At 44.3% G+C, this 24,929-nt stretch carries 30 protein-coding genes; 14 read left to right on the top strand and 16 right to left on the bottom strand.

The features are described 5' to 3' along the window. Positions 1-78 precede the first annotated feature (78 nt). The 3 genes from KNQ14_RS07015 to KNQ14_RS07005 are packed head-to-tail and all read right to left on the bottom strand — an operon-like array spanning position 79 to position 2,135. Positions 79-1,011: an ABC transporter ATP-binding protein gene (locus KNQ14_RS07015; protein ID WP_326937798.1), complete on the bottom strand. Its 933-nt coding sequence runs from the start codon at positions 1,009-1,011 to the stop codon at positions 79-81. Then, positions 1,008-1,697 (bottom strand): ABC transporter permease, encoded by a 690-nt coding sequence (locus KNQ14_RS07010; RefSeq protein ID WP_214860269.1) that lies wholly within the window; start codon positions 1,695-1,697, stop codon positions 1,008-1,010. The genes KNQ14_RS07015 and KNQ14_RS07010 overlap by 4 nt, the downstream gene beginning before the upstream one ends. Before the next feature lie 24 nt (positions 1,698-1,721). Then, positions 1,722-2,135 (bottom strand): DUF4064 domain-containing protein, encoded by a 414-nt coding sequence (locus tag KNQ14_RS07005; protein ID WP_214860267.1) that lies wholly within the window; start codon positions 2,133-2,135, stop codon positions 1,722-1,724. Between the two features lie 187 nt (positions 2,136-2,322). Between KNQ14_RS07005 and KNQ14_RS07000 the strand changes: the two genes are divergently transcribed. Then, the gene (locus KNQ14_RS07000) at positions 2,323-2,625 is read left to right on the top strand and encodes a DUF2089 family protein (RefSeq protein WP_214860266.1); all 303 of its coding nucleotides are present in this window, start codon (positions 2,323-2,325) and stop codon (positions 2,623-2,625) included. Then, on the top strand, positions 2,622-2,906 hold the full coding sequence (locus tag KNQ14_RS06995; protein ID WP_055967960.1) for a hypothetical protein: 285 nt from the start codon (positions 2,622-2,624) through the stop codon (positions 2,904-2,906). Before KNQ14_RS07000 ends, KNQ14_RS06995 begins: the two co-directional genes overlap by 4 nt. Positions 2,907-4,644: 1,738 nt before the next feature. On the opposite strand, the gene KNQ14_RS06990 is transcribed toward KNQ14_RS06995, so the two are convergent. Further along, complete coding sequence (locus tag KNQ14_RS06990; RefSeq protein ID WP_214860265.1) at positions 4,645-5,241, bottom strand: ROK family protein; 597 nt, start codon at positions 5,239-5,241, stop codon at positions 4,645-4,647. A 12-nt stretch (positions 5,242-5,253) separates the two neighbouring features. Continuing rightward, positions 5,254-5,394, bottom strand: coding sequence for a hypothetical protein (locus tag KNQ14_RS06985; RefSeq protein ID WP_203229911.1), 141 nt, complete (start codon positions 5,392-5,394; stop codon positions 5,254-5,256). Between the two features lie 348 nt (positions 5,395-5,742). Between KNQ14_RS06985 and KNQ14_RS06980 the strand changes: the two genes are divergently transcribed. The 3 genes from KNQ14_RS06980 to KNQ14_RS06970 all read left to right on the top strand — a co-directional run bounded on the left by KNQ14_RS06980 (position 5,743) and on the right by KNQ14_RS06970 (position 9,189). Then, positions 5,743-6,573, top strand: a complete 831-nt coding sequence (locus tag KNQ14_RS06980) for a DUF2268 domain-containing putative Zn-dependent protease (protein ID WP_214860263.1) — start codon at positions 5,743-5,745, stop codon at positions 6,571-6,573. A gap of 1,143 nt (positions 6,574-7,716) precedes the next feature. Further along, complete coding sequence (locus tag KNQ14_RS06975) at positions 7,717-8,124, top strand: hypothetical protein (RefSeq protein WP_214860261.1); 408 nt, start codon at positions 7,717-7,719, stop codon at positions 8,122-8,124. Between the two features lie 780 nt (positions 8,125-8,904). Beyond that, positions 8,905-9,189, top strand: a complete 285-nt coding sequence (locus KNQ14_RS06970) for a DUF3784 domain-containing protein (RefSeq protein ID WP_051353626.1) — start codon at positions 8,905-8,907, stop codon at positions 9,187-9,189. Between the two features lie 22 nt (positions 9,190-9,211). On the opposite strand, the gene KNQ14_RS06965 is transcribed toward KNQ14_RS06970, so the two are convergent. Next, a complete protein-coding gene (locus KNQ14_RS06965; protein ID WP_214860260.1) occupies positions 9,212-9,889 on the bottom strand; it encodes a hypothetical protein in 678 nt (225 codons plus the stop codon). A gap of 202 nt (positions 9,890-10,091) precedes the next feature. Then, the gene (locus tag KNQ14_RS06960) at positions 10,092-10,373 is read right to left on the bottom strand and encodes a GNAT family N-acetyltransferase (RefSeq protein WP_214860259.1); all 282 of its coding nucleotides are present in this window, start codon (positions 10,371-10,373) and stop codon (positions 10,092-10,094) included. 151 nt (positions 10,374-10,524) lie between these two features. Here KNQ14_RS06960 and KNQ14_RS06955 point away from each other — a divergent pair, with 151 nt between their 5' ends. Beyond that, on the top strand, positions 10,525-11,136 hold the full coding sequence (locus KNQ14_RS06955) for a DUF3885 domain-containing protein (RefSeq protein WP_055967974.1): 612 nt from the start codon (positions 10,525-10,527) through the stop codon (positions 11,134-11,136). A 26-nt stretch (positions 11,137-11,162) separates the two neighbouring features. Here KNQ14_RS06955 and KNQ14_RS06950 read toward each other — a convergent pair whose 3' ends face one another. From KNQ14_RS06950 to KNQ14_RS06935, 4 genes are all read right to left on the bottom strand, one after another. Next, complete coding sequence (locus tag KNQ14_RS06950) at positions 11,163-11,402, bottom strand: hypothetical protein (RefSeq protein ID WP_214860258.1); 240 nt, start codon at positions 11,400-11,402, stop codon at positions 11,163-11,165. 239 nt (positions 11,403-11,641) lie between these two features. After that, the gene (locus KNQ14_RS06945; RefSeq protein ID WP_214860257.1) at positions 11,642-12,019 is read right to left on the bottom strand and encodes a VOC family protein; all 378 of its coding nucleotides are present in this window, start codon (positions 12,017-12,019) and stop codon (positions 11,642-11,644) included. A gap of 17 nt (positions 12,020-12,036) precedes the next feature. Continuing rightward, positions 12,037-13,200 carry an MFS transporter gene (locus KNQ14_RS06940; RefSeq protein WP_214860256.1) on the bottom strand — a complete coding sequence of 388 codons (1,164 nt, stop codon included), beginning with the start codon at positions 13,198-13,200 and terminating at the stop codon, positions 12,037-12,039. Then, on the bottom strand, positions 13,197-14,180 hold the full coding sequence (locus KNQ14_RS06935; protein ID WP_214860254.1) for an ROK family protein: 984 nt from the start codon (positions 14,178-14,180) through the stop codon (positions 13,197-13,199). The genes KNQ14_RS06940 and KNQ14_RS06935 overlap by 4 nt, the downstream gene beginning before the upstream one ends. Positions 14,181-14,445: 265 nt before the next feature. Between KNQ14_RS06935 and KNQ14_RS06930 the strand changes: the two genes are divergently transcribed. The 4 genes from KNQ14_RS06930 to KNQ14_RS06915 all read left to right on the top strand — a co-directional run bounded on the left by KNQ14_RS06930 (position 14,446) and on the right by KNQ14_RS06915 (position 17,020). Then, a complete protein-coding gene (locus KNQ14_RS06930) occupies positions 14,446-15,351 on the top strand; it encodes a methyl-accepting chemotaxis protein (protein WP_214860252.1) in 906 nt (301 codons plus the stop codon). Positions 15,352-15,460: 109 nt separating this feature from the next. Continuing rightward, complete coding sequence (locus KNQ14_RS06925) at positions 15,461-15,949, top strand: GNAT family N-acetyltransferase (RefSeq protein ID WP_214860250.1); 489 nt, start codon at positions 15,461-15,463, stop codon at positions 15,947-15,949. Positions 15,950-15,983: 34 nt separating this feature from the next. Continuing rightward, positions 15,984-16,562: a GNAT family N-acetyltransferase gene (locus KNQ14_RS06920; protein ID WP_214860248.1), complete on the top strand. Its 579-nt coding sequence runs from the start codon at positions 15,984-15,986 to the stop codon at positions 16,560-16,562. Further along, positions 16,544-17,020: a GNAT family N-acetyltransferase gene (locus tag KNQ14_RS06915; RefSeq protein WP_214860246.1), complete on the top strand. Its 477-nt coding sequence runs from the start codon at positions 16,544-16,546 to the stop codon at positions 17,018-17,020. The genes KNQ14_RS06920 and KNQ14_RS06915 overlap by 19 nt, the downstream gene beginning before the upstream one ends. A 39-nt stretch (positions 17,021-17,059) precedes the next feature. Here the strand turns inward: KNQ14_RS06915 and KNQ14_RS06910 are convergent, their stop codons facing one another. After that, entirely contained in the window at positions 17,060-18,112 is a 1,053-nt protein-coding gene (locus KNQ14_RS06910) for a C45 family autoproteolytic acyltransferase/hydrolase (RefSeq protein ID WP_214860428.1), read from the bottom strand. Positions 18,113-18,272: 160 nt separating this feature from the next. Between KNQ14_RS06910 and KNQ14_RS06905 the strand changes: the two genes are divergently transcribed. After that, positions 18,273-19,979: a methyl-accepting chemotaxis protein gene (locus KNQ14_RS06905; RefSeq protein ID WP_214860244.1), complete on the top strand. Its 1,707-nt coding sequence runs from the start codon at positions 18,273-18,275 to the stop codon at positions 19,977-19,979. 125 nt (positions 19,980-20,104) lie between these two features. Continuing rightward, on the top strand, positions 20,105-20,674 hold the full coding sequence (locus KNQ14_RS06900) for a GNAT family N-acetyltransferase (RefSeq protein WP_214860242.1): 570 nt from the start codon (positions 20,105-20,107) through the stop codon (positions 20,672-20,674). On the opposite strand, the gene KNQ14_RS06895 is transcribed toward KNQ14_RS06900, so the two are convergent. Further along, positions 20,640-21,149, bottom strand: a complete 510-nt coding sequence (locus KNQ14_RS06895) for a DNA topology modulation protein (RefSeq protein ID WP_214860240.1) — start codon at positions 21,147-21,149, stop codon at positions 20,640-20,642. The genes KNQ14_RS06900 and KNQ14_RS06895 overlap by 35 nt on opposite strands. A gap of 81 nt (positions 21,150-21,230) precedes the next feature. Between KNQ14_RS06895 and KNQ14_RS06890 the strand changes: the two genes are divergently transcribed. After that, positions 21,231-21,653, top strand: coding sequence for a hypothetical protein (locus KNQ14_RS06890; RefSeq protein ID WP_214860233.1), 423 nt, complete (start codon positions 21,231-21,233; stop codon positions 21,651-21,653). A gap of 33 nt (positions 21,654-21,686) precedes the next feature. On the opposite strand, the gene KNQ14_RS06885 is transcribed toward KNQ14_RS06890, so the two are convergent. After that, the gene (locus KNQ14_RS06885; RefSeq protein ID WP_214860231.1) at positions 21,687-22,433 is read right to left on the bottom strand and encodes a bacteriorhodopsin; all 747 of its coding nucleotides are present in this window, start codon (positions 22,431-22,433) and stop codon (positions 21,687-21,689) included. Positions 22,434-22,584: 151 nt separating this feature from the next. On the opposite strand from KNQ14_RS06885, the gene KNQ14_RS06880 reads away from it, so the two are divergent. After that, positions 22,585-23,025, top strand: a complete 441-nt coding sequence (locus KNQ14_RS06880) for a VOC family protein (protein ID WP_214860227.1) — start codon at positions 22,585-22,587, stop codon at positions 23,023-23,025. A 20-nt stretch (positions 23,026-23,045) separates the two neighbouring features. Here the strand turns inward: KNQ14_RS06880 and KNQ14_RS06875 are convergent, their stop codons facing one another. Further along, positions 23,046-24,314 carry an NAD(P)-binding domain-containing protein gene (locus KNQ14_RS06875; RefSeq protein WP_214860225.1) on the bottom strand — a complete coding sequence of 423 codons (1,269 nt, stop codon included), beginning with the start codon at positions 24,312-24,314 and terminating at the stop codon, positions 23,046-23,048. 36 nt (positions 24,315-24,350) lie between these two features. Beyond that, positions 24,351-24,797, bottom strand: coding sequence for a MarR family winged helix-turn-helix transcriptional regulator (locus KNQ14_RS06870; protein ID WP_214860223.1), 447 nt, complete (start codon positions 24,795-24,797; stop codon positions 24,351-24,353). Between the last annotated feature and the right edge of the window lie 132 nt (positions 24,798-24,929).

Raw genomic sequence — 24,929 nt, 5'->3', positions numbered from 1 at the left:
CCCTCATTTCATAAGTGGAATGGGGGGGATGTTGTATAGAAGTTTTTGTTTGATTCATCATGAGGCAAGTTATTCACTTTATGCCGAGCGAATTTCTGAACCTAAATTCAAGAAGATCTCTTCCAACGACGCTTCCTCGACTTCGAGTCGATACACGTTAACGTGTTGCGAGACGAGGTAGCTATTGATATTAGCAATATCGTGTTCACTTTGGACGATGAACGTCGAGTGAGTAGAGGAGACGTTGACGTCTTTCGCAAGTGTCGACAACTTGGTCTGCAGATGTTGTCGTGTATCATTGTCGAGCAACGCATGTTTTACGTGAACGGTGATGTTCTTCTCATGTTGTTCCCGTAACTCCTCCATCGTGCCTTGCGTCTGAATCGTTCCGTCCTGCATGATCGCAATCTCCGTACACAGTTTTTCGACCTCGTCTAAGTTATGAGACGTTAAGAAAATCGTCGTTCCGTCTGCTGCAATCTTGCGGATCAATGTATGAATCCCGAGAATCGAGTTGGCATCAACGCCAGACGTCGGTTCATCTAAAAATAGGATTTCCGGTCGATTAATCAGGGCTTGGGCGATCCCGAGCTTTTTTTTCATCCCGAACGAGTAGTTTTTCGTTTTCACATCGATGGCGTCTTCGAGTTGTACATCACGGAGGAGTTGTTTTAATTCGTCCGTCGTCGTCTTCAGACCGAGGACTTTACTGAAATACTTCAAGTGATCGAGCGCCGTGAAGTTTTCGTAAAAGGTCGAGTAATCCGGCAGGACGCCGATTCGGGTCCGGACGTCCTTCAAAGAATCGTTCGGCGCTCCGAGTAACTCGAACGTTCCGGATGTCGGACGTACAAGACCTGTGATCATGTTGATGAATGTTGATTTACCGGCGCCATTTTGACCAAGGAAGCCGAAGATGACCCCTTGTTTGATTTCGAGATTCAACTGGTTGACGACGGTCTTATTGCCGTACTGTTTCGTTAGATTGGTTGCGCGAAGGGCTAGCATCATAAATCTCTCCTTTTAAAGATCATCAAGCTCGCGATGACGAAGACGGCGATATGGATCAAGACAAGATACGTGTATGCAGTGTTTTCTTGCGTATAGTAATAATAGGGCGTCAAGTAAGACAACGTATCAACGATGACATTCTTCGAAATAAGACTCCACATCCCGATGACCGGAAGCGCGATCGAGATGAAGATGCCGACGAACATCGTCATTGCAGAGTTATTGACGACTGTTGAAAGAAACAGCGACAGACCGATGAAGTAAGAGACGAAGATGATGCTCTGGATCAAATCGACGATCGGAAACGATTTTGAAAACGGGACGATCAACAAGAGGGCAACTGTCAGACAGAGGATCCAAAACGAGACGTTGCCTAAAAACTTCCCGAAAATGATATTCTTACGAGATGTTTTCGTCGCGAGAAAACGAATCGTCTTTGATTCGATCTCCTTGTTGACGCTACTATGAGAAATACTCGTCACGAATAAAGGAGCAGCTAAGAACAAAAGCAGCATCAAACCGATGATATAGGCGTTGTCACCTAGACCGAGATCACTGAGTTGTCCTTTGAACTGGCTGACGAGCTTAGCGGAACCAATCGACACACCGAACAAGACGACGATGATCAGGATGGCTCGAATACTTTGGAAAAGCGATTTAAATTCTCGAAGTGTAATCGCGAACATTTCGACACACCTTTCTGTTTGAGTTTAGTATTGCCGTGCTACCTTTTTGTTCTTCGTGACGTTAGTGATACCGGCGATCAAGTAAGCGATTGAACCAAAGACACCGGCGAGTAATGTGAAGATCCCACCAAGAATTGCAGTGATGATCAACATCTTTCCAGCTGAACCGTTTTTGCGAATCCGGACGACTGAGACGATTCCGCCAATCGTACATAAGAGAGAGACGGCACCAAGGTACAAGAAGAATTGTTGGAAGGATGTGAGGATTTGGGTAGACGTGACATCCGTAATGTTCTCATCCTGGATGAATTGATCGACCAACTCCTTCATGCCAGCGTGATCCGCAATCGATCCAGACAATAGAAACCCACCTAAACATAATGATCCAAACAAGACGATATCGATGACAGCAAATATGTATTCCGTTGTTCTTTTCAAGTAAAACACTCCTTTTCCTTATTTTTCCGATTTGACAATCCTAAACTACCATGACCCGAATCACTATGACAAGCGAAATAATGAATATATTTTAATTATTTATTGGTTAAATGTTTAATTAATATCAAAAATACTTTAACTTTATTTAATTGGGTGCTATTATGGTGACATGGGAGGGAAATGGTAAATGAAAAAAGATGATGTTCCAGATTGGGTTTTATCTCTAGAATTGGAAGAGATAGAATTCGTTAAAAAATTTATCATAAGCTCGGGTTCCTTAAAAGAACTGGCGAAACATTATGATGTCTCCTACCCCACAGTCCGGATTCGCGTCGATCGGATCATTCAGAAAATCGAAGTGAATGAGAAAATCGAGAATGAACCGTTCATCGCATACATTAAACAAATGGCCATCGAGGATCGGATCACGATTGAAGATGCCAAAAAAATCATCGAAAAATATCGACTTGAGAGGGGTAACAACGAATGAACTTTATCATTTCTGCTTTATTCATCACCGTTGGATTAGGATTACAGCAACTATTATCGAGTCGAAATAATCCGTATCTTGGCGTCATTATGCCAATTTTATTGACAATCGTCATGACGTGGCGATACCTCAATGGTGGGTACAATAGTTTTCTAGCTTATGTATTAATTTTAGGATTCGGTTGGATTGTACTTTCAGTTGAATGGTCGAATGGGCGGAAATCTTTTAAAAAGAAGCAAGAAAAAGAACTAGAACGGATGCGCGTCCACGATACACTATGATGGAAAGCGTGCATCTTTTCTAAAGGAAGACGATCTCAAAAGAGGTCGTTTTTTTAATGACCAGAAGAGAAAGGTACTGCGGTTCATTTCGTACATCAATATAAAGGAATGATTGGCAAAAGGAGCAAATGACTTTAACTTCCTCATCACAGAATCTGTGAATAAATAATGGTCTAAGTCACATCACGCTGAATTCATAAATTTCAATTCGAAAATAAATATAAAATTGAAGTGTGAGTAAGAATAGAAAAACAGACGGTGAAAGTATAGGAAAAGAACAAATAACGTGATAATTTGAGAATATATTACATAATCTAAAAAAAGTGAGTGGAAAAAATGAAGCGTAAAACGATGACGTTCTTAACAGCATTGAGTGTTACCTTAACCAGCTCCTTTATGTACGAGGCATTTGCAGAGGGAAAACAAAAGGCACTGACTCCACAACAAAAAAACCAATATTATCAGCAGTATGCGGTTATTCTTCGTACTATTAATTCGCTCATCCAGATACAGATTTAGAACTCGTCGATCAAAAATCCTTTAAGGAAAAGGATTGGGTGACGCCGAACCGTTTTCGAAAGATAGCGGAAGATCGAGTCAAAGTAAAGTTCGCATCGACGTTCGATTTCTCAAAGAAAGAATCCACATCTAAATCAAAAACGATTCATGCGAAGGGGACAACATTTGCCATTTCGATCACTGGTACATTTGATACCGCACTTCGTGAGGAGGCAGAAAGGCAAGTCTTTAAAACTATCACGTCTATGACGTCAACCGCTTCATCGAGTAAGGGGACATGGAGACAGCTTGGATATACCGCTACTTTGATGGATGGCGGAAGAACATACGATGTAACAGTCGGTGGAGAATTCATTCAACATGGTATTTCTTCCACACACAACATTCCTCTGGAGTTTTATTGTAGTGCAGAAGGTGTGATTAATTAGTTCAAAGTAGCAGTGGAATAGACGTTGATCTGTATCCTATAAAGCAGTAAAAAAAGAAGCTTACATAATGTGTAAGTGTCTTTTTTACTGCTTTTGTACGTAAAAAAGAAGATTCAATCGACACGTGACTTCGATATTTTTTCACAAAAATCATCCGTATGATATACTAATTTATGTAAAATTGTAAAAGAGGTGAATGACTTGGATGATAAAACACAAAAGATCTTACGTATGTGGCTGAGTATTCCTAGATGGATGCGTACTTCCGTTCCGGTACTCCTATCTTTACTTGTTGTGCTCGGTGCCATTTTTAAAGGGATAGAGATGCTGATTCATCCTACTTCACTCTCGATCTCACTCTCGGATCTACTGATTTGTTTCATCCCATCCCTTGTTTTAACTGTAGTGATTATAAAAAATACGAAGTAATCGACAGAACACTCATATGTATAAAGGAGATGAGACGATGGATTCGCGTAAGAAAAAAGTATATTTTGTTGGATATATTCTCTTTTTAATCGTGTTATTGATAGATTATTTGTTCGTCCCGAATACAGCATTTTATTCTGTCTTGTGGGTACTGCTTGGTCTTTTTTTGATATTTAACATTTTTCTGTTCTTCCTTGAACCCAAAACGGATTGAGAACGAGCTGAAGTCATTTTTAGCAATTCGCTGCTTTAAAAAATAGCTATATTCGAATAGATAGGATGTATACAAAGAGGGTGATCCATTTCAATAACGGAATGGATCACCCTTTTGTTTTGATTAAATAAGGTAAGTGATGTGTTGCTTACTCTACTTCATCTAGAGCAGCAGCTCCGATGACGCCTGCCTGTCCTTTCAATTCGGCAAGACGGATATCGACCTTTGAACGAAGGGACGGATATACGAGTTCGCGAACACGTTCCTGTAACGCTTCCCAGTATAAATCAGCAGATCCCGTAACACCTCCTCCAAAGATGATAATTTCCGGATCAATCGTGTGAATGATGTTTGCAAGTCCAGTTGTTAAATGATTAGTAAAACAATCCCGCTCTTGCGGATGGGCGAGTAATCGCTCGATGGATGAGACATGGCGATTTGAAGCGCGTGATTGTAGTGCTGTACCACTGGCATATCCTTCGAGAGAACCTTTGTTCAACACAGGATGCAGTGGACCCGAGGAGTCGATAATCGTATTGCCAATCTCACCAGCGTATCCATTTGCTCCACGGATCAGTTGTTTCTTATAGACATAACCTCCGCCGATTCCTGAACTGACGGTTACATAGTAGACAGATGATGAGTGACGTCCCACACCGTATAACGCTTCACCAAGAGCCGCAGCATTAGCATCGTTCTCGAGAAAGACGGGTAAGTCGAATGCGGAGGAAAGTGGGGTAACCAAGTCGACTTCATCTCATCCTGGTAAATTTGGTGGAGATAACAGAAGTCCATTCTTCGTATCGAGTGGACCAGGCGCGGCAATTCCGATGTTCGATAGGACGAATTCCGTTGACGTTGATCGGTCTGTAAATAATTTTGAATCGTACCACTCCACCCAATTGACATGCTAATCACTCCAAACGATGAGAATTTTAGAAAAACAAATGTATACGTAGATAACGTTATAGGTTCTTAAAAATGGTCTATGAATAAACTAGAACTTACTTTTTTATGGATAGATGGAAAATAAATCTATATAATTATTTTATAAGCATTATTCGATACAATCATTTCAACAATAAGGTGGTAAATAATTTTGAGAATACGTCTAGCGTTCTTTTTATCAATACTCATTTGTTGTGTATCAGGATGTACATTCCAACCGACGCAGTCGACTGAGAAACCCAAGTCCACTATTCGAGAAGTTGAACTAGCAAAAGACCAGCATGCAAAAATCATCACGTTGTATCCAGCCTATATCGACTACATCACAAAAGTTCAGAAAAAGATGAAGGACACAAACGTCACGGACGAGGACCTACATCGAATCTTCGATAAAACCGTCCGTCGGGAACTGGATCGCATTCAGAAAGAGCAGGATATCTTTCTTGATTTCAAGGGGTTCAATGACGTGTTTTCCGCCACTTCCTATTTGAACGATTTAAAAAGATTGACGAAACGTTTGATGCATGAAGAGAAAGAAAATATGAAAGCTGTTCATGAGGCACTCCGAAAATCAGCTGACCACCTTCCTGGTAAAGATAAGATTATCCTGATGCTACCCTTATCGGAAGAGCATCGATACGCCGCAAAGGCGACGAGCGGGCTGATTGGTTTTACGATGAGCGATGGTAGTATGGTGATTATGTTAGGTGAAGAGTATACGCATGAGATACTGGAGTACGTTGTTGCGCATGAGTATAATCATTCCGTAGTGAACGAACATCCTGAAATCAGACAACCAAGTTCCATCGACTATCTCATATTCGAAGGTAAAGCGGAGGTGTTTGCGAAGGAACTTTATCCTAAAGCGCCCCCTATAGAAACAGAAAAGATGGCTTTCAACGATAAAAAGAAGATACTCGAACAGGTTAAGAACAACTCCTTAAGCTACGAAGAACTTAGCACTGGAAGTGAAGCGAAGGATGTCCCTCGATTGACTGTTTACAGTTTAGGAACGGAGTTAATGTCAGATTTCCGACAAAAAAAATCTGAGCAGACACTGCAAGAGTTTTCATTAACACCAGTTTCAGATGTCATTCATGAAGGAAAGTTTAAATTGATTCTTGAGTAAAGAGGAGAAGGTGCATAAAAAACACTGACGTTTGAAGCGAAAAAGTAAATACTTTCAATCTAGAAGGTCAAAACGCCAAAAGCAACCGAAGATATAATAGAGAATGTGAAGAGCATACTCTCAGGTAAAGTTATGCTGAAGTGACAGCGTGACGATCTATTGGATATAAGAATGTTTTCTCTCTTACATATACTCTGAGGGAGCGTTCTTTTTAGACAGTCACATCTTTGTAAGAGCTTAGACATTCGTTATCCAATTCGAACGATCCGATTTTATGCGAAAATCCCTAAAAAATTCAAGACAGATAGTACAAATAAAATTAAAAGAACTATCATTAAAATAAAAGCTAACATTTTGCCTATACCTCGATTACTAAAGATAGCAGCTAATAAAGCAAGGACCAGACCACCAATGAGGATGACGTCGCCCCAAAATCCATTAATCGGGAATGTAAAAAGTACCAAGAAAGTAAGAAACATTAATCCGATAGAAATCCAGCCAAGTTTTGCTCTCAAGAGAATACTTCGTTTTATTTGTATAAATTCCATTATCAGTATACAAAAAATGGGATGTTATTCAAACAATTAAAGGTGTACGTCTCTCTTCTAAACGTCTGTCATCCGATCTCACTTACTTAATGATAACTATGAATCATCCTCTTATACGTATCGTAAATTTTGATTAGGTTAGTTTTTTTATATTGATAAGCATTTTTGATGAAAATCATTAAAGTAAACTTACTTTTTAATACAAATAGAAGGTCGTATGGTAGAGTGATGATTGTCAACTATTAGCTATGAATAAAGGAGATTTGAGGATGTTATCTTGGCTCGGTATACATAACGTAGAGAAACAAAGACATCAATTTTTTGGGAATATCGAAAAGCGGACTATAACTTTAGTTTTAATGACGTCCGTGTTGGTTTCATATGGGATCAAGATGTTGTTTACGTATGTAATTCCATTCGCATTTTTGAAGGATCCCATCGTTGCTGTTTTGCCGGGAATAATTGGAGTATTGGTTGCTGTAATATACGTATTCGTTCTAGAGAGACGACTTCAAGAGAAACACGATGAAAACATTAAGCAAGGCTGACGAATTAATAACATAAATTGATAGATTCATGCTTGGAGGTACTTATCATGTTTACAGTCGAAAACTATATTGATTCAATTAAGACCCATCTTGAAAAGCAGTCAGGTTTAGTGGAGGACCAACTCCAGAAAATCTTTTCTTATCCGTTCTCTAAGGACATCGAAGTACTGGACTTCACAGCATTCATTGAACCGACTAGATTCGAACTTTCGGTCATCATGTTCTCAATGGATAAAGAAGCAAATGAAGTATTTTACGAAGGAAACGATTCAACTGTTTTTGCTGGGAGCGAAGATGTATTACAAGAAGTCGAATATCATCAAATGAACGACAGTCAACTCGAGGTTTTTTTTGAATTTCATGAGCAAAATGAAGAAAAGTTAATTCCACAAGAACAAAGCGTTTTTGCACAATGGTTCAGATTGTGCTGGAAAAAGCTGGTGGAGCGTCACTAAATCTTCCATCGTACTTTACGATACACGATAGTGATGATTCTCTTGATTTAAAAAACAATTGTTGGATGGATGCTGAAGAAAAATGGTCTTGATGAAATAAGAATGGTAAGCTTCCTAAAAAAGTAGACAGCTTTGATATTTCAACTGTCTACTTTTTGGGGGAGCTTTTACTATAGCTACATCTAGATTTTGATAGGTCAAAAACAATACATCATTTTCGTCACGATGGGTGAGGATGGAACAGACTCGATTAAGTCAATCGCCTCGCTCTTCGAGTTTTCAGTCACGCCCTTGAATAGTTGAAGGAAAAAATATCGCATGGGAGTATTATCTACATTTGATAATCGAACAAAGTGGACACGCTAACCAGAAGAACTAAGGATGAAAGCTTTACATGCGGTTCTGACTCAAAAGGAATCGCTCTCTAGCGCTAAAGTATTTTTGGTAGGAATCATATAGTAGAACGATGTTCAGCTCACTATCTTGGTTGATCACTGCGGTCTTTGCTCTTACTTGATCACTTGAGTGTTATTCCTTACACGCAGATAGAATCAATAAAGGGATACAGATAATGGGTACGATTAAGAGTTTCAACATACGATTGTTCTTTCGGTCATTTACTAAATCAACATATTACTGTGGTAGTGTACTTATGATATTTTATGAAACGCAGACTGCTTATAGAACGTAAATGGATAAATAACATGATATCTATTAAAACAGGAGAAAGGAGCAACGATCTTGAACGATTCCATCGTGTATGTCGTGATTTTAATCCCCATGCTAGTGTTTGCGATCGTTTTATCAAGAGGAAAGGGTGCCTCATTGCTTGCAGGATATAATACGATGTCAGAGAGTAAAAAGGAAACATATGACGAAGTCGCCCTGTGTAAATTCATGGGGAAGATCATGTATGGGATTAGCTTTAGCCTATTATTGATCGCATTCAGTGAGATATCTGGATATTCGTTTTTATTCGTAGTAGGCTTCGTTCTACTCGTGTTTTTTATAATTTTTGCAGGCGTCTATACGAATACGAAGAATCGATTTAAAAAAGGACTGTAAATTCGTCTAAGTCAGTATGTCCTTAGTCGTTTAAATCATAATGTAATTTAGAGAAAGGGCGACTAATCTTAAAATCGAAGTCAATCAACGTCTGTATATCATTTTTTTGACGATAAAGTTCTCTCATGAATTGTAAGAAGATGTAGCGACATGTGTATAAATCGTCTCCTGTATCTTCTCGCATCGCTCCGTAATTAATCTCCTCACCAATCGAATCATACACGATCGTCTCAAACTCCAGATTCGTATGCCACATGAAATCTAAAAACCCATGCAAGACTGCTTTTTTATAGGTATCTAGTGAAAAAGTAGCCAAGAGTTGATTTTGATAATAAAATTCTACTCGTTTTTTTCGATAAAAAAATCGAATAATGAACTGGTTAGAAATTTCTTCATTTTCATATGGAAGTGACCAATCAAACTTTTCGATGTCATGCAAATCATTCGTGGTCACACTTTTTATTAACGCATGCCAAAATTGGAATAGCTCGCTCACGTGTGCGTTAAAGGGGAGAGGCGTGCCCTCTATACAAAAGACGACTTTTCCAGCAGGATAGCCGCCAGCTCGACCAAAAGCATAGTTAAAAATATCGTTGTCGATCGTATGGGTCATCTCTACGAATCCTGGATAAGTTTGATTCACATCATGCTCTTCTTTTTCAGGCGGAATTTCATGATAGCTTTTAATTTCGAGATTCATAAAAACGTCCTTTCTGTTATCTCATAAGAGTAAAGCTTTAATAGTTGCTGTTGTCGCTCACTAGAACGTATTAAGCGTCATCAATATTATAAGCGAAAATATACATGGGTGAATTCGTCGTCTCAATCGCCTCAACTAAAGTCCATCCTAATTTTTTATAATATGCTGAAGCGTTCTCTGTTTTTAAATAGATTGTTGTGATCTATCGTGATTTGGCGTAGACGATTAGTTGATTGATCAGTTGCTGCGCGATCCCTTGATTCCGATAGACTTTTTCAACGAATAAAGAAGCGAGCCAAGGCGTATAGGCTGGTCGTTCGTTCAAGTCATTTTCAAAGAGGGAGACGGTTCCAATACACGTGACATCATTTAAGGCAATCAACGTCACAGGATACGACTTATCTGATTTTTTGTCTAAAAAGGCTTTTATTTGTTCATAGGGTGTCGTCCCTTTTTTCTTTTGAACGAATTCGGTATGAATCATTGTGGCAACTACTTCTAATTGTTCAGGATGATTCGATAATGTAACAATGATGATCTTTTCATCCTCCTTTCTACAATTGTTATATCGATCCGTCCTGCAACAGTTATTTAAAACAATACATCTGTCCTCATCAGAATAAAGGAGTTTTAAAATGAACTTAGAACAATACTTGCAACAACATTTTGGGAAGGTGAACTTATTTGATCGTTCCTTTGTCAAGAAGGATTTAGTATTCCACGTAGATTTAGTGAAGGATCTTTATCAGCTAAAGGATAATTTAGATGAAATCAATGAAGAATACTTCAAACAGGTATACAAAAAATCAAACGAACTGTTTGAAGATGTATTCCGAGAAGAGGAGTCCCTTTATTTAATTGTGCATGTGAGAAGTGAGCGCGGTAAGTATCAACAGTCAGCGACGAAAGTGTTTCGTCAGTTAAGACGTAGAGCAGATAAATACAACATAAAGTTTGTAGAGAAAGTGATGGATGAGGAAGAGCAAGTGATCGAATATGCCGTGTTATTACCGAACAAAAACGCATTAGATTACAAGCGTTTAATCAAAGCGATTTGCCATCAGGATTTCCCACCGCTGCAACCAAGATTTCGTCAAACATATACATACTATCCGGAAGTCTTTTTCGTGAACGTAGATCGAAAAATCGTCATGAATATCTATGATGATCGCGGTTGTTTCCTACTGTTCGGTGATTCAGCAACGTATGACGTGTTCAAGAAGAAATATCGTAATGATATCAGCTAATCGAATGTAATCGCTTCTAGAAATACTTAAGCTAGTGCCAAGAAGCCGATTACTGAAAAAATAAAAAGCACCAATAGAGAAGTGAGTAATGTTAACGCAATGATTTTCCCCATATTTCTTAGACTTATGATGGCGCACACTAGCGCAAGCAATAGTCCAGCTAACATATAGTTCGTACCCCAAAAACCATTGAACGGTAAGAGCTTAACAGTGAGGAAAGTGAAAACCACAATACCGATTGAGATCCATCCTAAGTGTTTTCGCATAAACTGCCTCCTCTTAAATGAATACGTATAGTCATAATTTGGTTCTTTTTTAGCATATCATTACAAATGTTTACAGCGAAAGAGTTTTGTAATCGTCGCTTAAAGATAACCTGAATGAAATACGTGTCAGACAACTGCTCGTCACGGGACATACCAACAAGCAGAAAACAATTGAACAGTCATCGACCAACAAACAATCCCTCACTCTAATCAGAATGAGGGATTGTTTCGTTTCATCATTAGACCGTCAACTCAATCACATTACCTTCCGGGTCTGCGATCGTACTTTCATAATACCCGTCACCCGTCGTCCGGGGACCGTCAAGGTGTTGTATACCGGCGTCCCGTAACCGAGCCGTCCAGTCGTCGACCGCTTGTTTGCTGCCGAGCGAAAACGCGAGGTGGGCATACCCGAGCGCATTCATCGTCCGTTCCGTGATATCCGTCCGTTGCATCAACTCCAGTCGCGCACCACTCGAGAACGTCAGGAAATACGACGTGAACCCTTTCGTCGGATTATGATACCGCTCGCCTGCCGTAGCATCAAAATGTGTTTCGTAGAATTGACGCATCCCTTCCAGGTCTGACACAAAGAGGGCGATATGTTCAATCTTCATCTCCATTCCTCCTTTTTTCAAGACGCTTTTGCCAATCGCTGTCTGAATAACATCCGGTTCAAGCCTTCCGTAGCGACCAGCATCAAGAAGATGAGACTGATCGTAAACCAATGGAACAACGATAAGGAATAGGACGTCGCCAGCCATCCGAATAATGGCGGCATGAAGGTACTACCGGTATAGGCGAATGCCATTTGCACCCCCATCAGCCGTTGCGCCGCAGCCTCCCCGAAGCGAACCGGTGTCTCATGGAGCATTGCCGGGTAAATCGGTGCGAGACCAAGCCCGACAAGTACGAAACCAAGCGGCATCCAGGCAGTGGGTGCGAGGATGAAACAGGCTGCTCCGATGAATGCCGTCCATTGACCGACACGAATCAAACGACGATTCGACCAGCGTAGCGATAGAAAACCACTGATAAAGCGCCCCGCAGTGATGCTTCCATAGTAGACGGAAATCCACGTCGCTGCTGATGTTACGGAAAAGGACCGGACTTGCACAAGATAACTACTGCCCCACAGCCCGACGACCGCTTCAACCCCACAATAAAAGCAAAACGCTGCGAGAGCGGCGATCAATCCGCGTGGTTTTCCGGACGACGTATTCACAGTCTGAACCTGTTCAGACACCTGTTTCGGAGCCCGTTTCCAGAGCGGTAAACTGACGATCAAGATAATCATCAAGACAAGTTGCAATGCACCGACGACGAGGTAACCTAAACGCCAGCCGGAATCGAGCAATACACCAGCCATGATGAGCGGACCAGCCGTCGCACCGATGCCCCAAAAGCAATGGAGCCAGTTCATATGATGCGCTTGATAATGGGTGGCAACGTAGTGGTTTAACGCCGCGTCGACGACTCCAGCACCGAGTCCAAGCGGGATCGCAAGGACGAAGAGCCAAATCAAGGACGGAGCAACGTAAAAACCAATCAATGCCAGTGCCGTCAAACCGGCAGAAACTGCCGTGATCGGACCCGTTGAATAACGTTCGATCAGACGACCGCTAAACAGACTCGAAACGATCGTTCCGGCAGCAATCGTCATAAAGAGCCAACCTGCCATGTCGAGCGGTGCGTCGAGATCGAGCCGCATCACGGGCCACGCCGTACCGAGTAACGCATCCGGCAGACCGAGACTGATAAAAGCGAGATAAATCAAAGGTAATAGTAGACGGGTCATCGGGCGAGACCTCCTAACGGAATTTGTTCAATGAATGACTGGATGCTCAGTTGCATCAAACCATCTAAATAATCGGTTTCCCAGTCGCCTTGCCGCAACTGAGGTAATTTGTCGAGCGGAAAGCGCTTGGCGCATCGTTCCGTCAGCCGAGCTAATCCGTCATCTGAGACATCGGACGACGTAAATAAGATGGCATCCGGATTCAAGGTGACGCTAAACGAGAGGATGATTCGACTTAACGCTTCATACCAGTCGTCAGAGTGTGGTGTAGTCGTCGCGAGGACTTGTCCGACATTTCGCTTGTCGTCAAACGGGATGAACGAGATCTCTCCAGCGAAGTGATGCGCTCCGCGGATGACATGACCGGAAACGGCGATGCCAGCTCCCGGTCCGTTCGTTCCGAGATACACATAGACAGTCGTCTCGTTATCAGAAGCTTGGGCACGGACCGCAGCGTTCATATCATTTTCGATGACGACGGGTCGCCCGAACCGTTCCGTCAGTTCTTGTTGCAAGGGGCGACCGTCTAGCGTCGGATAATCTGGGGCGAATAGGATCGTGCCGGTTGTATCAACGGCACCAGCGACACCAATTGCAAGCGTTTGAACATCTGGATGATCGTCGAGTAATGTTGATAGCGTTTTCAATAAATGAGATCCATGATCCGTCGAATCGAAGTTCAGGCGATCCGTTGCGATCAGATGTCCACCGACGTCGTGGATGCGATACTGCAGATACGTGCGTTCGAGATAAAGAGCGAGTCCGTGGAAGTGATCCGCGCGATAGCGATACCGTTTTGCCGGACGCCCTCCGCGAACCAATTCAAGTGGTGTCTCTTCAATTTCCTGTGCAGCGATCATCTGATCGATCTGTTTGCTCGCAGTCGGAAAACTGACATCCAAAACGTGACGAATCGCAGGGATCGTATCGAGATGGTCAACTAAAAAAGCGTGACGTGTACGTGAAATGAGTTCAGTCAAACAAAGACCTCCAAACTAGTTTACTTATTAAAAAAGTTTAATAAGTTTTGATTTGAGTATATCAGGTTGGGAACAAAAGACAAGTTTAAAAAAGAGGTGTAGGATATGAATATTTAGAAAAATCACGTTTCATTCCATCGCTGTCTGGCTATATGTAAAGAAGATAAAAAAATTTTAGTCATATATCTTTGATTCATACTATTCCGATTTGTAATATCTTGGATAGCCTGCAACGGGAGGTAGATGACGAGAGGAGTTTGTAATCATGACCACCCAAATTTCAACCAACCTAGGATCCCAAGATATTTTAGCCTCCCTGCAAGATAATGTCGCAATGATTCGATTCGACCGGCAACGTCGTGTCGTCGACGTCAATGGTTTATTCGCAAAGACGATGAAGTATAAACGAGAAGAGATGATCGGGATGCAGCATCATCTCTTCTGCACGACGGAGTTTGCAATGAGTGACAGTTACCAAGCATTTTGGCAGAAGCTGTTTAGTGGCTTCAGTACGGCAGATAAAATTGAACGCATCGATGCGCATGGTCAATCGATTTGGCTAGAAGCAACCTATATGCCGATTTACGATGGAACGGAAGTGACCGGTGTCTTGAAGATTGCTTCCGATATTACTGATCGTCAGCAGACGATTCAAAAGTTCGCGACTTCGTTTGACACGATTGCTAGTGATTTAAATACTCGGTCGACGCATGGCGAGCAGGAAAGCGAAGCGTTACGGCGAACGATCGAACAGATGGCCGAGACGACCCGTGATAACCATCAGACGATTGAACGGCTGCAACGCCAGGCGCAGGACATCGCTCAAGTGACGGAGACGATCAAAACAATTGCGTCACAGACGAATCTCTTGTCACTCAATGCATCGATCGAGGCAGCGCGAGCCGGAGAACACGGCAAAGGATTCAATGTCGTCGCGACTGAAGTCCGAAATCTCTCAAAGCTCGTCGAACAAGCCGTCGTCGATGTCCGACAGACGACGCAGCGAATGAATGATGAACTGCAGCGGATTGCCCGTGCGATGACGCAAGCAACGTCGGATGCACAAGCAAGTGTCACAGTCGTCGCGGAAACGGTCAATCGCTTCCATGACGTTCAGAGTGCGGCATCGACGTTAACGAAGACAGCGCGAGACTTTACAAAAGCCATTTAAGTGAGAGACGGCATTCCGATAAACGGAGTGCCGTTTTGTATAAAAAGTATCCCTACACCTTGGAATAATATGTTAATATACTACAAAACGAAAAGGGAGCGAACTTCTGATGAATATCCGCACTGCTCGTCCTGACGATTTTCAGGCCTTGATTCCATTGTTCCAGCAAATCCACGATCAACACGTCGCCTTACGACCTGATCATTACCGTCCGCACGAGATGCCGGTTTCGGAAGACTTATATCTGTCGCAACTCGAGAATCCGGATTATGTATTACTCGTTGCGGAACAAGATGGGCTTGCCGGTGTGATCGTCCTAAAGGAAGACTTCGTCGAAGGAAGCGGCTTCGTCTTCGATAAGCATTACTTACGCGTCATCAGTCTCGTCGTTGCGGATACGCATCAAAAACAAGGAGTCGGGAGACGATTGATGCAAGCCGCTTACGCGCACGCGGAAACGATTGGCTGTGACAAAATCGAACTCGGCGTCGATGACGCCAATCAGGAAGCGATCGTCTTTTATGAGACACTTGGAATGGCTGTCCGCTCGAGACGAATGGAATGGAACGTGACGTCAAGCAGGGAAACGACGACTTGACGTCAAACAACAGGTACTAGAAAGGAGAGAGGTCATGTTCAGATTACAAGTATCCGATCACGTATCGCTTCAATTGTTTGAACGGCACCATGCGGAAGGATTATTCGCCCTCGTCGATGCCAATCGCGCACATCTCCGCGAATGGCTCGGTTGGGTCGATGGTGCAACAGAGGCAAGTACATATCAGGAGAGCGTCATTCCAGCATGGCTGCAACAATTCGCCGATGGCAACGGCTTTACGTGTGGCATCTATCTTGAGGACGAGCTCGTCGGAACGATCAGTTTACATGAAATTAATCGGCATCTCGGGCAAACGTCAATCGGCTATTATCTAGGAGAAAAGGGACTACGAAAAGGTGTCATGACGGACGTCGTCCGGTTCGTGACAAACTACTGTTTCGAGACGCTCGGCTTGAACCGTGTCGTCATCGAGTGTGCGACCGGAAACCTCCGGAGCAGACGAATCCCGGAACGACTCGGCTTCACGGAAGAAGGCGTCTTACGGGACGCTGAGAAATTGTACGGGACGTATCATGACATTGTCGTCTATGCGATGTTAAAGCAGGACTGGTTAAAAACAAAGGAGATGGCAGCATGCGCATCGAGCAAATGAGTCAAGCGACGTATGACACCTACTTACCAGTCGCGATTGAAGAATACGCGGCAGAGAAGTGTCGTGCCGGTACGTGGTCGGAGAACGAGTCGCTCGAGAAGGCAACACAAGAATTCGCAACATTGTTGCCAGAAGGTCTGAAGACGAAGGATCACTACTTATTTACGTTTCGTGACGAGACAGGGAACGATCTTGGAATGGTCTGGGTCCATGTGACAGAAGAATCACGCGGACGTTGTGCTTTCATCTTCGATGTCAAGATTACGTCTGAAAAACAAAATCAGGGCTATGGCAAGGAAGCGCTCCGTTTACTAGAAGTGATGTTGAAGCGGATGAACGTCAAGAAGATTTCCTTACACGTCTTCGCGCATAACGAACGGGCGATTCATGTGTATGAATCGCTTGGGTACGAGAAGACGGATTATCATATGTCGAAACGTCTCGATGACAGTCATTAAAAAGCTTCCTCTTGCGCAAGCAGGAGGAAGCTTTTTCGTTTAACGCCATGTCTGTAAGGTATTCGCGAACTGGATGTTCGTCTCCAGTTCTCCTGTGATCTCGTTTTCTGTGAAGTCATTGCCAGCGAGCCAATCGGCAAAGTCGAATGTAACCGGTTCCTGATCACCACCGAGCGCGAACCAGACCTTCAACTCTTCCGGGAAGTAGGCAGACGTATGAATCGTACCCGCCCACTGGGCATATAAATCAGCGAAGACACCTTTATCGGTATCGTTCAAGAGTCGAAATGCGGACTCCGCATCTTGAATCAAATGTTGATGCGTCTTTAACTCCATCATCCGACGTTTCGAGTCATCCAGATGATAGCGGTTTTCGTGTTGCAGCAAATCGAAGTGATTGGTGCACATGTTCGATTCCCGCACTTGGACGTCGCGTGCCGTCGCCTCGATGACGAATGAACGCGCGGATTTATCGTGGACGACATACGTGAACGATCCGCGATGCGGAATCTCCTTGACGAGTGAGATCGCGTCGTCGACCGACGTACACATCTCGAGGATGATCCGCCCGATCATGAAGCTGACGAACCCATCGCCCGGACGGCGACGGTTGATGAAGTTATAGCCCATCGCAAGACCATGTTCATTCATCCCGTCCATCCGACCGGTTACCCGTGATGCCGGACCGATGATCGCTGATCCGCCATCGTTCGGTTGAAAGACGGAAAATCGACCATCATATGTCATCGGATGGTAATCATAGTTACGGACGAGGAAATTATCACCGGTCATGATCGAACAACCACTTTTCGGTCCTTCGACCCGGTAATGCCCGAAATGGAGTAACGTATCCGGAAGCGACAGTTCAAGTTCGTCCTGGAGTCCAAGTAACTCGTCCCAAATATGCGGGGCGTACCGGAGAAACATCTCCTTCGTCTCGACCGGATCGACTTGAAAGCGCGGAACACGGATCTTCCAGTTGTCCTCCCGGTTATGGAGCAACTGGTTTCGTTTGACGTAACGCCCTTGTTCGCGACCAAACTCATAATGACTGCCGCGAAATTGCGTGATTTCATTGGCTACACGTTGCATGGAATCCATCCTTTCTTCTCCTGCTGTATGCTGATTATATCGAACACGAGAGAGAAAGTCGTATGGCAGGGCTTTGCTTGAGCACATCAAAATGAAGGAATATTGAAAAATCAGTCAACTATTTTCATCCTGAACCGATAAAAAAACGGGAGGGGATGGAATGAAACACATGTCAGTCAGACGGAAGATTCAAGTATTGATTGCGACAGCGATCGTCGCGATGCTCTTAATCGCAGGAGCCGCGTTATATTTCTTGAATCAGATGTCAAATGCTTCACGCACGATGTATCAAGAAAATCTGATACCGATTCAAGAGGTGGCACAGATCCGAATCGATACACGGGCGCTCGATTCCTTTTTAGTCGAGATGATTTTGACGAAGGACGAGACTCGAATTGGTGAGTTGCAGGCGGATATCGATACGCGGCAGGCGCAGATCCGTACATCGCTCAATAAGGTAGAAGATACAGGACGATTTACCGCACAGTCAAAAAAACAATTAGAAGACTTAAAGGATAACGTCCTAGCCTATGATAACGGGATGAGCCTCGTCCAAGATGCCGCGACGCGAAACGAGAACGAAGAGGCTTATAAAGCCTACTCGGAGAGTTTGGAGCAAGTCCGGGACAATGTTGCCAGTTCAGCAAAGTCGTTGATGGCTTCGATGACGAGACAGGCGAAGGATCTGAACGCTCAAAATCAGTCAGAAAAACAGACCGCCTTTTACTTAATGCTCGGAATCATCTTGTTAGGTGTCGTTCTATTCGTGGGACTTGCTTTATACATCACGCGTCTGATTACCCGTCCGATTCGTCGATTACAAGGCTGGATGGACCAATCGGGTAACGGTGATTTGACGGTTCGTGGCGATTATGATTCTAAAGACGAACTCGGTCAATTGACGACGTCCTTTAATGAGATGATCGCGTCACAACAACAAGTCGTTTTAGAATTGACGGGAACAGCAGAGCGTGTCGCTGTTGCTTCAGATGAACTCAGCGTCAACGCAGAGTCGACGACCAAAGCAACCGAGATGGTCGCTGTGACGATGGAAGAGATGGCAAGTGGTGCGAGTCAGCAGCTGCATCAAGTGTCCGATGCTTCACGGACGATCGAAGAATTAACGACATCTGTTCGTTATGTCGCCGGAAATGCGCAGCAGATGACGGAACGTACGGCAGATGCAATGGAAAAAGTCGCACTCGGTGGTCAGGTCGTCGGAACACTCGGGACACAGATGGGACGGATTCAAGAAGACGTCTCGCGTCTCAGCCACGTCATCGATGGTCTCGGTAACCGATCGCAGGAAATCGGACAAATTACGGATTCGATCAAGGGTGTCGCGGCGCAGACGAACTTACTCGCGTTAAACGCAGCAATCGAAGCAGCGCGCGCAGGCGAACAAGGACGCGGATTCGCTGTTGTCGCAGCGGAAGTCAAAACGCTCGCTGAGCAGTCGGCAGTCTCGGCAAAACAGATCGAGTCGTTGATTCGTGTCATCCAACAAGAGACGGAAGCATCGGTTGTCTCGATGGAAAAAGTCTCAACCGAGATGACGAGTGGAATCGCTGTCGTCGATCGGGCAGGTGCCTCATTCTCAGAAATTGAGACAGCCATCACCGACGTGACAGGGCACGTCGAGGAGGTATCCGGTGCCGTTCAGGAAATGGCGGCGGCGAGTGAACAGATTGCATCTGTCATGCGGACGATTCAAGCAGTGACGGAAGGAACTGCTGCCGGAACGCAAAACATCTCCGCTTCGACCGAGGAACAGATGGCGTCGATGGAAGAGATTGCGTCCGCGTCCCAATCACTCGCAACGATGGCGGATGATTTAAAACACGTTACCGGACGATTTACTGTATAAGATTAAAAACGACCTCGATGGAGACATGATCGAGGTCGTTTTTATGTAGGGATAAATGAGAAAAGAAGGGGATTCATGGAAACGCGTCGTATGTATCTGAATACTATATTTTAGGAGGCATACATATGAACTTTCAATCGTTAACGACCAATAGGCTGGATTTGATTCGCGTTACGGAAAGTCACGTCGATGCTTTGTATACGATCTTATCTGATTCACGCGTGACTCAATATTATGGCATTGATCCGCTCACGTCTCTTGAGGAAGCAAGTCAGATCATCCATTCATTTGATCAAACGTTTTCTATGAAACGGGGAATCCGATGGGGCATGATCGACCGTTCGACAGGGCGGTTCATTGGAACGGTCGGACTCAATAACTGGAGTCCATATGCGAAAAAAGCCGAACTTGGATTCGAATTACATCCAGATTTTTGGCGACGAGGCTATGTATCGGAAGCTGTTCAAGAAGTCATCCGGTTTTCGTTCGAAGAATTGGCGCTTCATCGGTTAGGTGCGGTGACATTTCTTGAGAACGAAGCGTCCTGTCGCTTACTCGAAAAACTCGGATTTACGTTTGAAGGCGTCTTACGCGGCTATCTCTATCAAGGCGAAAGGTCGCATGATGCACGGATGTACGGTCGGTTACGAACAGACGTTATCACGCCTCAGGTAAAGATTGAAGAAACTGTTTGACAGCACGGCGGGACGTCAAATGAATGACCTGTTTATCGGACGTCGCTGTAAGCGTTGAGAGGATATTCGGTCGTTTATCGATCGGGAAACGCCAAATCCATTTCAGAAAATCGAACGATAGTTTCTCCGGGCAGTCTGCTGCCATATCCGGTCGACCGGTTTTGCGGTAGCGCCAGGTCCGTTTCAGCGCCCGGTACAGACAGAGTGTCCGCGGTAAATCAAGGAAGATGATCGTATCCGCGGCATTGATTCGTAAGTCAAGCGTTCCACCGTAGTTGCCGTCAATGATCCATGCGTCGCGTAACGTGAGCGTATGTTGAATCTGGCGTTGCTCCTCACGCGAAACCGCCTCCCAATTCGGGCGCCATAATAAGGTGTCGAGGTGATCGACGGGATAACCGAGTTTTTTGCACATCTCGCGGGCGAGCGTTGATTTACCGGATCCACCGGAACCAATCAGGATGATCTTTCGCATGCAATACCTCCTATTTTTTGTCATAGGAATCGATCATACCACGGTTTTCTAGTCGAGGATAGGACGAAAGGAGTGGATGAGATGGTACCTAGTTTTATACTGGAAGGGATGACAATCGTTTTTACACTACTCGTAATCGGCTGCGGCGTGATATTCCTGCCGCAGCGATGGAAGCGATATGGCTTGATTTTACTTGGTTTGGTGGCAATCGGGTGTAGTTCCTTCTGGTGCATCCGACCGACGCTCGTTAATCAAAAGATTGCTGAGAATACGAAGCGCGCAAAAGTAGAACTAGCACGCCAGTTTCCAGGTGAAGCATATACGATGAGACCACAGAAGTTTTCATACGAATCGTCAGCAAATCCGTATATGATTGAAGTCGAATTCGCGAATGAACCGAACATGATCTATATGTTGAAATTCCGTGAAAATGATATCGAGTTAGTGGGTTGTGTCATCAAAAATGAAGACATCTCTTATGAACAACAACATCAATTCAAATAAAGACCGGATGGTCAAAAACATCCGGTCTTTTGATTAAGTCGATTTCAAATTTTTCGTAGCAGACATCGTTTTGACAGCGAAGAAGGCAATCAGACCGAATCCGACCTTGTTGATCAAGTCAGCGAAGTTATAGATCAATTCGCGGACGAGTTGCACCTCGATGCCGGGTGCAAACAAGGTGACCGCGTAACCGACTGGATAAATCGCCCATCCAATCAAGATGAACAAGCGCATTTGCAGCAAGGCTTTGCGAATTGGACCAGGCTTATCTTCAGCGGCTTTCGTGACGTTCGTGAACAAGAGATAAATGATATAGAACCATGCGACACAACCGACGACGTATGCCCAAAGACCGAGTTGCGTGAAGCCACCCGCCAGATTGATGGACGACTCGCCGATGTATCCACCGATGATCATGATGATGTCGGCGATGACAAGTTTCGTTAGAAGGGAGCGTCCTTTTCCACCTTTTAAACCGAGTAACAGCGGAAACTTGATCAGCAAGAGAGGTGTCGTGACGAGCCAATCGATGTAGCGGATTTCAGTCGGAAAGCCATCGATCTCCGTCAACAAACCGGATTCCCCGACAGCTTGCTTCATGAAATAATAATGAATCGCAGCGACGAACGTGACGAGTGCAGCGACTGTTGCGGTCGAGCGGTATTCCGGGGCGAGGGAATTTCGTTCGACGAGAAAATAGAGCGTACCGGCGGCCATTCCGACGAATCCGACCCAGAACATATACTGGGTCGCAAGAACGAGAAGGTTGACGTCTTCCATGTTGTTTCGACTCCTTTTCGTAAGTGGACACGACCTTTCATACTTTTATTTTACTGACGATACAGTCTTCAGACACCACGTCGAAACGCTCTTGATGTGTGGTCTATCAACGGTTTGACAACATTTCGACACACTTGAGGAGGAGTGACGGATGCCGAGTAAACGAATGGATCATATCAGTCTGAACGTCGTGAATTTAGAAGAAGCGATTCACTTTTTTTCGCTTTGTGGTCTCGAAGTACGCGGACGATGGGAGATGAAAGGAGAGTTACTCGATCGTTTATTGAATCTAGAGGGAGCGGAGACGGAGTGTGCTGCACTCGGATTACCAGGTGAACCGATATGGCTCGAACTCGTTCGGTTTAAACACCCGCGCGACACGGCTTCCGTGATTCAATCCGTCCATGCCAGTGGATTGCGTCATCTCTGTTTTGAAGTAACAGAACTCGTCGCACTCGTCGAACGTTTAGCGGACAATGGATATCAGTCGATTGGCGACGTCGCGAATTACGAAAATGAGTATCGCCTATGTTACGTAAGAGGACCAGAAGGCGTGATCATTGAGTTGGCAGAAAAAATCGAACCCGTCTAAGACGGGTCCGATGTATATTTTTAAGAACAACAGGAAGTCGATGATTGTGGCAGGGAAACGTTGCACACACCCGTCTCCGGTAATGATAACTTAACCTGTTTGGCACGTGCCTCGTCTCCGATAAGAAAAGCAACGACTGATCGAACTTGTTCATAACCGGCCGCAAGCAGGAAGGTCGGAGCACGACCGTAACTTTTTGCACCGACTAGATAAAGTCCGTGATCTGGATGACGTAACTCTGCTTCCCCATGTGGACGGACAGTCCCGCAACTATGAAGGTTCGGATCGATCAGAGGAGCAAGTATTCGACTACTCTCGGTGACAGGATCGATATCAAGTCGTACTTCCTCGAGGAACGAAAAGTCGGGTCGACTTCCTGCGTTGACGATCAGCTGATCGATATGATGGAGAGACCGACCATCTTGAGCAGTGATGTCAAACGACTTTCCTTTCGATTCAATGGATTGGGTCTTGAAACTGGAGTGAACCCTAATCTGATCTCGTTCAACGAGCTGACGGATACGCGAACCGAGTGCCCCGCGACCTTCCAGTGCATCCTTATCTTCTCCGCCGTAGGCTTGAACGGGGTCAGATTTGCGAAGGATCCAATGAATCTTCGTTTCAGGGTAGTGCGCTTTAATGGAAACGAGTTCAAGAAGCGAGTTCAAAGCCGAGTGCCCGCTACCGATGACAGCGACGGATTGATTAGCGAAAACAACAGTATCACGTTTCGCATTTACGATCGAATACCGGACAGGTAAGTTCTGCTCGATTTCGACTCGATGACCAGAACTGATTGCAGGATTTGGTCGCATGAGGACGCCAGACGCATCGATGACCGCGCGAGCGAGAATATGTTTACGTCCATTCGGCGTGTCTATGACTAATTCGAACGGTGTTACATCACGTGAGGCATTCGTCATCTTGTCTAGACCTGCCCGTGAGATCGAGAGAATTTCATGTTGGAAATGTAGAGATGGAGCAATTTCCGGTAATGCAGCAAGTGGGGCAAGGTATTGTTTGATCAATTCAGTTCCGGTCGGCACAGCATCGTTTGCTGGTGCGATCCAGTCCGTCAGCTCGAGCAAGTGACGTGCTGCGTCACTGATATTGTATTGCCACGTCGAAAACATCCGGACGTGCTCCCATTGTTTGATATGGTGGGCAATCGAAGGACCTTTCTCAAATAATAAAAACGATTGTCCTTCCACTACAAGTTGAGCTGCAGCTGCAAGACCGATCGGACCGGCACCGATGATGACGATGGGGTGAGAAGAACCGTAAGACATGCATAAAACCTCCTTTTTATTTGTAAATTGCAAGTGTTAGAGACATGGTTTACAGCAGACGTCACTCTCGCCCATCTTCGTATTCAGCAAGTCGATTGCCTGGAGGACATGTGCTTTTTCGAAGGAAGTCATCGATGAGAAGATCGAATCAAGATACGTGTTCATCTCTTCGTCAATGGCTTGAGCAACACGCAATCCTTTCTCGGACAGGCGAAGTAGGTGAATTCGCCGATCGTTGATCGCGGGACGCTTTACTAGTAGGTCCCGCTTAATCAATGTTTGTACTTGTCGGCTGAACGTAGTGATATCAAGAGCGAGTTGGTCCGCTATTTCTTGCATTGCGGAGTCAGGATGTTTAGCAACCTGATAAAGCAGATGGCTTTGAACGAGAGAAATTTCTTCTTCTAGGATGGCGCAACAATTCTTATTCAATAATCCGAAACGCCGAGTGAACGTTTGAAATAATTCACGAGTTTCATTCATGTATAGCTCTCCCTTCGTTATTTCGATTATGAATTAGTTATACGATATAAACTTGCAAATTGCAAATAATAAATATATGATTTTCTCATATTCAGTCGTTAATAAGGAAAGGGGAATTCGATGCTTGTTCGT

Source organism: Exiguobacterium sp. s161 (assembly GCF_018619045.1).
Lineage (GTDB): Bacteria > Bacillota > Bacilli > Exiguobacteriales > Exiguobacteriaceae > Exiguobacterium_A > Exiguobacterium_A indicum.
Note: the sequence above shows the minus strand (reverse complement) of the source record. Positions and strands in the feature narration are given on the sequence as shown.

Coding starts and splice junctions, on each gene's coding strand:
- KNQ14_RS07015 (WP_326937798.1), bottom strand. CDS start 1,011: ATGATGCTAGCCCTTCGCGCAACCAATCTAACGAAACAGTACGGCAAT.
- KNQ14_RS07010 (WP_214860269.1), bottom strand. CDS start 1,697: ATGTTCGCGATTACACTTCGAGAATTTAAATCGCTTTTCCAAAGTATT.
- KNQ14_RS07000 (WP_214860266.1), top strand. CDS start 2,323: ATGAAAAAAGATGATGTTCCAGATTGGGTTTTATCTCTAGAATTGGAA.
- KNQ14_RS06995 (WP_055967960.1), top strand. CDS start 2,622: ATGAACTTTATCATTTCTGCTTTATTCATCACCGTTGGATTAGGATTA.
- KNQ14_RS06975 (WP_214860261.1), top strand. CDS start 7,717: ATGTTTACAGTCGAAAACTATATTGATTCAATTAAGACCCATCTTGAA.
- KNQ14_RS06970 (WP_051353626.1), top strand. CDS start 8,905: ATGCTAGTGTTTGCGATCGTTTTATCAAGAGGAAAGGGTGCCTCATTG.
- KNQ14_RS06965 (WP_214860260.1), bottom strand. CDS start 9,889: ATGAATCTCGAAATTAAAAGCTATCATGAAATTCCGCCTGAAAAAGAA.
- KNQ14_RS06960 (WP_214860259.1), bottom strand. CDS start 10,373: ATGATTCATACCGAATTCGTTCAAAAGAAAAAAGGGACGACACCCTAT.
- KNQ14_RS06955 (WP_055967974.1), top strand. CDS start 10,525: ATGAACTTAGAACAATACTTGCAACAACATTTTGGGAAGGTGAACTTA.
- KNQ14_RS06950 (WP_214860258.1), bottom strand. CDS start 11,402: ATGCGAAAACACTTAGGATGGATCTCAATCGGTATTGTGGTTTTCACT.
- KNQ14_RS06945 (WP_214860257.1), bottom strand. CDS start 12,019: ATGAAGATTGAACATATCGCCCTCTTTGTGTCAGACCTGGAAGGGATG.
- KNQ14_RS06940 (WP_214860256.1), bottom strand. CDS start 13,200: ATGACCCGTCTACTATTACCTTTGATTTATCTCGCTTTTATCAGTCTC.
- KNQ14_RS06930 (WP_214860252.1), top strand. CDS start 14,446: ATGACCACCCAAATTTCAACCAACCTAGGATCCCAAGATATTTTAGCC.
- KNQ14_RS06925 (WP_214860250.1), top strand. CDS start 15,461: ATGAATATCCGCACTGCTCGTCCTGACGATTTTCAGGCCTTGATTCCA.
- KNQ14_RS06920 (WP_214860248.1), top strand. CDS start 15,984: ATGTTCAGATTACAAGTATCCGATCACGTATCGCTTCAATTGTTTGAA.
- KNQ14_RS06915 (WP_214860246.1), top strand. CDS start 16,544: ATGCGCATCGAGCAAATGAGTCAAGCGACGTATGACACCTACTTACCA.
- KNQ14_RS06910 (WP_214860428.1), bottom strand. CDS start 18,112: ATGCAACGTGTAGCCAATGAAATCACGCAATTTCGCGGCAGTCATTAT.
- KNQ14_RS06905 (WP_214860244.1), top strand. CDS start 18,273: ATGAAACACATGTCAGTCAGACGGAAGATTCAAGTATTGATTGCGACA.
- KNQ14_RS06900 (WP_214860242.1), top strand. CDS start 20,105: ATGAACTTTCAATCGTTAACGACCAATAGGCTGGATTTGATTCGCGTT.
- KNQ14_RS06895 (WP_214860240.1), bottom strand. CDS start 21,149: ATGCGAAAGATCATCCTGATTGGTTCCGGTGGATCCGGTAAATCAACG.
- KNQ14_RS06890 (WP_214860233.1), top strand. CDS start 21,231: ATGGTACCTAGTTTTATACTGGAAGGGATGACAATCGTTTTTACACTA.
- KNQ14_RS06885 (WP_214860231.1), bottom strand. CDS start 22,433: ATGGAAGACGTCAACCTTCTCGTTCTTGCGACCCAGTATATGTTCTGG.
- KNQ14_RS06880 (WP_214860227.1), top strand. CDS start 22,585: ATGCCGAGTAAACGAATGGATCATATCAGTCTGAACGTCGTGAATTTA.
- KNQ14_RS06875 (WP_214860225.1), bottom strand. CDS start 24,314: ATGTCTTACGGTTCTTCTCACCCCATCGTCATCATCGGTGCCGGTCCG.
- KNQ14_RS06870 (WP_214860223.1), bottom strand. CDS start 24,797: ATGAATGAAACTCGTGAATTATTTCAAACGTTCACTCGGCGTTTCGGA.